The sequence below is a fragment of the Okeania sp. SIO3B5 genome, assembly GCF_010692555.1.
Lineage (GTDB): Bacteria > Cyanobacteriota > Cyanobacteriia > Cyanobacteriales > Microcoleaceae > Okeania.
Map to the genome: position 1 here is coordinate 1 of NZ_JAAHHG010000637.1, position 5,136 is coordinate 5,136.

3 protein-coding genes are annotated in these 5,136 nt (G+C 33.5%); all 3 read left to right on the forward strand.

From position 1 onward, the window contains the following. The first annotated feature begins 400 nt into the window (after positions 1-400). A complete protein-coding gene (locus F6K54_RS39890; RefSeq protein WP_293089867.1) occupies positions 401-2,041 on the forward strand; it encodes a hypothetical protein in 1,641 nt (546 codons plus the stop codon). A gap of 324 nt (positions 2,042-2,365) precedes the next feature. Continuing rightward, the gene (locus F6K54_RS39895; protein WP_293089869.1) at positions 2,366-3,361 is read left to right on the forward strand and encodes a pentapeptide repeat-containing protein; all 996 of its coding nucleotides are present in this window, start codon (positions 2,366-2,368) and stop codon (positions 3,359-3,361) included. Between the two features lie 971 nt (positions 3,362-4,332). Next, the coding region (locus F6K54_RS39900; protein WP_366558382.1) for an NYN domain-containing protein at positions 4,333-5,136 on the forward strand (804 nt) is incomplete at its 3' end.

A 5,136-nucleotide genomic window follows, 5' to 3' on the forward strand; every position in this document is an offset into this window, starting at 1 on the left:
CCATTTTAAGGTGAGAAAAAAAGAGCATATTCTATATTTCAACCCTGCTTATTGCAGAGGTACTGATAACTGTTAACGCAGTTCCTCCGATCGGAGGCTAACTGATAACTGATAACTGAAATGACCCCTGTTATCTAATTTCCAGATATTTTCTGCATAACTCAAATAGGACTACTATATAATTTATAATGGTCTGATTGTTATCGATGACTAGAGCTAAATCAAACACAGCATCTTGAGTTATCGAATAAAATTCTATTTTTGATAAACAGCAATTTGAGTATGTTTTTTTGCTCAAACTGATGTTTCAGAGCTGACTATTATCAGTAAATCATTTTAATTTTTCAATGACTTAGACTTAGAAAAAAAATTGCAGATTATTCAGGAGGGATATAAAGGTATGGAATCATTTTCAATGATAGATACAGTAGTTAATGAACTCAAACAAGATGCCGATTTAATCAGAATAAAGAAAGTAATTTATTGTGCCTGTGAGGGCAGATGGGAAAATGATGAAGCAAAATTAGAAGAAATTAATTTGAAAGAATTAATAGAAGAATTATATCAAAAAACCGGAAATATAGAAATCTTAGATCATCGCTTATCTAGAATAGTTTCTAAAGTTAATAAAAAAACAGAATATGGTTTATTAGCACAGAAAATTATTGACAGTGTAGGTAAACTATATCCTGAACAAGAAGACATGACAATTATGGAATCTAGCCCTATTTGGGAGTTGCAGGGAGATTCAGGGGAGCAAACTATTACTAAAGAGAAATTAGTAGTAGAAGAATATTATGAAAGAGACCCGGGAAAATTGTTTGATGTCCGGCAAAAAATCATGGAAGGTACTAATCCATTAAAGACAAAAATTCTGATTTTTTCAATCGTAGAACATCAATTTAGTTTTGGGGAAAGAGATTGGTTATTGTTGAAAACAAAAAACTTAGACGGTTTACTCAGGCAAATATTTAGTTTATGCCTATCTATTACAGATTTAGAATCTTCTTTATATAGTACTGCTAATAATTTTGAAGATCCAGATGAATATACTCAAGTAGCCAATGTAATTATCAATGCTTTAAGTACTTGTTATTCAGCAGAAATAATGGTACCTAACAATAGTAAGGCACAGGTTGAAGATTCAGAACAAAAAATCAGCGATGCAAAAAGTGACAGTGCTTTTCAGAAAGATGAAATTACCAGTAGTAAAGATGAAAATTTCACTCAAAAATCATCATCTACAGGTTCATTGATAAATTCTAAAGCAGAAAAAAATTACCAAAGTGATAATCAGCAGGAATTCAAAAATAATACCGATTCGATTGAGCCACAACAAATAGTACCTTCTATTACTATTGCACCAACAATAGTCAGTCAAGGTCAGGAACAAACAGATTCTATAGAAAGAAAAAATATCTTAAATTCAATCAAACAAAAGTTAGAAATAGAGCATGAAATTTCTACATTAGTAAATCAGAGAGTAGATACTGTAATGGATACTGTAGAAAGACAATTTATTTCCTTAGAAGAAACTCTAAATCACCTTTTACAATTTGAGCCAGAAGAACAACGTTTATTATTTAAATATACAGCTTTAGAAAATTTAATTAATAACATACAAAATAAATCCATAAAATTTAAGGAAATCCTCAAACAATTAGAAATAGAAGAAAGAAAAAAACTTAACTCCAGTAATTTTAGTAATACAAACGCCACAGAACAAGAACAAAAAAAAGAAAATGTTGATGAGAATCAACAAAAAGTTCTAGAGTTAGCAACCCAAGGTAATCCAAAAGCAGTAGCATTAATAATTAGTCAATTACTTCAGCAACAAGAAATTAAAGTAATAGCTGGTAGAAGAAATGGTTGGCTACATCTTATCCTAGAATCAGACCGAATCCCAAATCAAGAGATAGTAACTTCATTAGTACAACAAAAAATCGCTAGTTTAAAATCAGAATATTTGAAAAATGTTAAAATTCATGGTAGAAAATTAGGAGATAAATCAGTTGCTTGGACACAAACAATTGAATGCTAAATTTTTTTTATTAGCAGAAAGAAGAAGGAATAAGGAAGAAGTAATAAGGAAGAAGTAATAAGTAATAAGTAAGAAGTAAGAAGTAAGAAGTAAGAAAGAAAAATGTTGCTTTATCTAAGCTTTAAGTTTTTGATATAGCACTACGCAAATAAGTTAGGGCAATAGTTGTAACTGATGAAGTCAAATAATGAGCTGAAATTACTATAGAGTAGAGGCTTTAAATACCTAAAATATCACTTCTAACTTTTGACTTTTAACTTTTGACTTCTACAACTAATCTTCTTCCTTCAAATTAAAATTTTAAACAACGAAAGGAAAATTATAATGAGTAGTGGTGAAATTCTGAGAAGATATGCAGCAGGAGATACTGATTTTCATGGCATCAATCTTAAAGGCGTACAGTTAAATAGAGCAGATTTAATTGGTGCAAATTTCTCTGGAGCAGATCTTCAGGGAGCAGACTTTGTATTAGCCTTCCTTAACCGAGTTAATCTACAACGCGCTAATCTAATTACTGCCAGACTCAGTGGTGCATATCTAACTCAAGCCAATTTGCAATCTGTTAAAATGGCCGATGTCGATCTTCATGGCGCAAACTTACAGAATGCAGACTTTCGGCAGGCCAATCTAGAATTAGCAACTTTAATTGATGCTAATCTGAGTGGGGCAGATATGCGAGGAGTTAATCTACAGGGTGCTGACTTACGTGGTGCTTATATGCGTGGAGCAAATCTCCGCCATGAAAAGCGAGCTTATGCAATAGCTAACCTAAGAGGAGTAAATTTGCGTGGAGCTGATTTGCGTGGTGTTGATTTGACTGGGGCAGATTTAACTAAAGCTGATTTAAGAGGAGCAAACTTAAGTGAAGTTTTACTCAGAGGAGCTAAATTAGCAAAAGCAAACTTAGCTCAAGCAATTTTGGACGGGGCATTTTTAACAGAATCTAATTTGGCAGGAGTTAACTTATCTGGGGCAAGTTTAATTAATGCCAAAGTTGAAAGAGCAGGACTAATGGATACACGATTGAATGAAGCGAACTTAAGAGGGGCAATCATGGCAGACGTAAAATTGGGTAAAGCTGAGTTAATTAAAGCAAATCTAACTCAAGTAAATCTGGTGAGGGCCGATCTGAGTCGAGCGAATTTAACCCAGGCCAATCTCACCAAAGCAGATTTAACTGATGCTTATCTAGCAAAAGCAAATTTCCGTAATTCTAGTTTGAATGACTCAATCTTAACTAGGGTTGAATTAAGTACAGCTAATTTAAGTGGCGCTCAAATGCAGGGTGCTGTAATGCCTAATGGAGATATTCATGGTTAGTTTTTTTTAGGGAGTAGGTTCAATAATTAATAATTAATAATTAATAATTAATAATTAATAATTATTAGGGCTTGCTGATTAAATCTAAAAGCATTGACATATAAAGACTTTAGCCTTTTTTTTGTTCAAAAAAAGTGTGCCTATTTCAGTCTAAAATACTCAAAAAGTTAGTATTTTAGGCGCATAGTTAGGCAGAAAAATCTTGGGACAATTCTTACTCCTACCTGCTCTAAATTCCCCGTTCCTCCTGTCTCCTGTCTCCTACCTTCCCCTCCTGGGCTATCCCTTATAAGGAACTCCTGAAACCCTGTAGATGGGGTGATGGGGTGATGGGGTGATGGGGGGATGGGGAGGAAAAATCCTGTCTGCAGTTCTCAAAAAAATGTATTTTTCAATACACTTTTCTCCCAAAAAAGCCTTAGAGAGGCTTATACATAACTTGTTTGTTTTGTCAAGTTTTATGTTAAGAAAGATGTTTATAAAGCATAGCCCTCCTGGGAGGGGTTAGGGGTGGGTTGTCTCCTACCCTTACCCATAAGACTTTTTCAGCAAACCCTAATTAATAATTATTGCTCTGCTGATTAAATATAAAAGTCTTTACTGATATTGGTTTTAGGCTTTTTAGGTCGTGAAAAAGTACCCCTATTTTCCCCTAAGAATGCTCAAAAATTGAGTATTTGGGTAAGAATTGGGTATACTTGGGCCTGGGATAATTTTTCCTTTGTACGTCTTCTACAACCTCTGATTCCTCTTGAGTTTTCACTACTCCCTACTCCCTACTCCCTACTCCCTGTCGAGGGCAAAAAGACTTTTTCCGCAAACCCTAATTAATAATTACCTCTCCTTGAAAACGGATAGGATTGACTAATCATGAAAATTTTTCTTTATTATCCCCTTAAAAATGGAGGCTTTAAATCACAATTTTTCGGTGAATCATCTAAAATTGAGTAACCATTAATCGCTTATGGGCTATGTCAGATAATTCTGGTTTGCTGATGACCAATAATGCTGCTGCTATTAAGGCCATCAGTAATTATATTTACCAAACGATTGTTTCTATTCAACAACAACATCCAGAATGGATAAATGCAAAGTACAGGAATATTCCTTGGCATTCTTCCAAGAATCAATCTACTTTGATTAATAAGTTGACAAAAGGGCTTTCTTGTGCTGAAACAAAGGAGAATTTACAACTTAAAGTCATAAATTATCTTCAAATTCTTCTGACTCCCGAGTTTATTAATTCCGATCAATATAACCCTTTAATTTCTCAGATAGATAAATTCATTTATCCAGAAAAAAATATCATTTCATCAGACAAAATTACTAATTCTCTGATTCCTGATTTCTCTACAAATGGAACTAAGTTAGTCGAGTCTGGCATAGCAATTTTGTTGTTAGATGTAGAAAATTTACACCTTGATATTGAAACAGAAAAAATTCTTGTAGATATCTGCAATTATCCGATTCAAATTAAGGTTGCTTTTGCTAATTGGCGCAGTATGGGAAAAAAAGATGAAGAATTTCATCAACGTGGTTATCAACTAATTCATGTTCCTCCTGGTAAAGATAGTGCCGATTTGAAAATGGCAACTGTAGGTGCTTCTATTTTTGTCAATTATCCCACGGCAAAGGAAGTTTTAGTTTGTTCTTCTGATCGAGGATTAACTCATCTGGGTACTACTCTTCAATCTCATGGATTAACTGTGTATCAAGTACGGAAATATAAAAACCAAATTACTGTTTTAAATAGTCAAACTGGGGAATCACAAGTG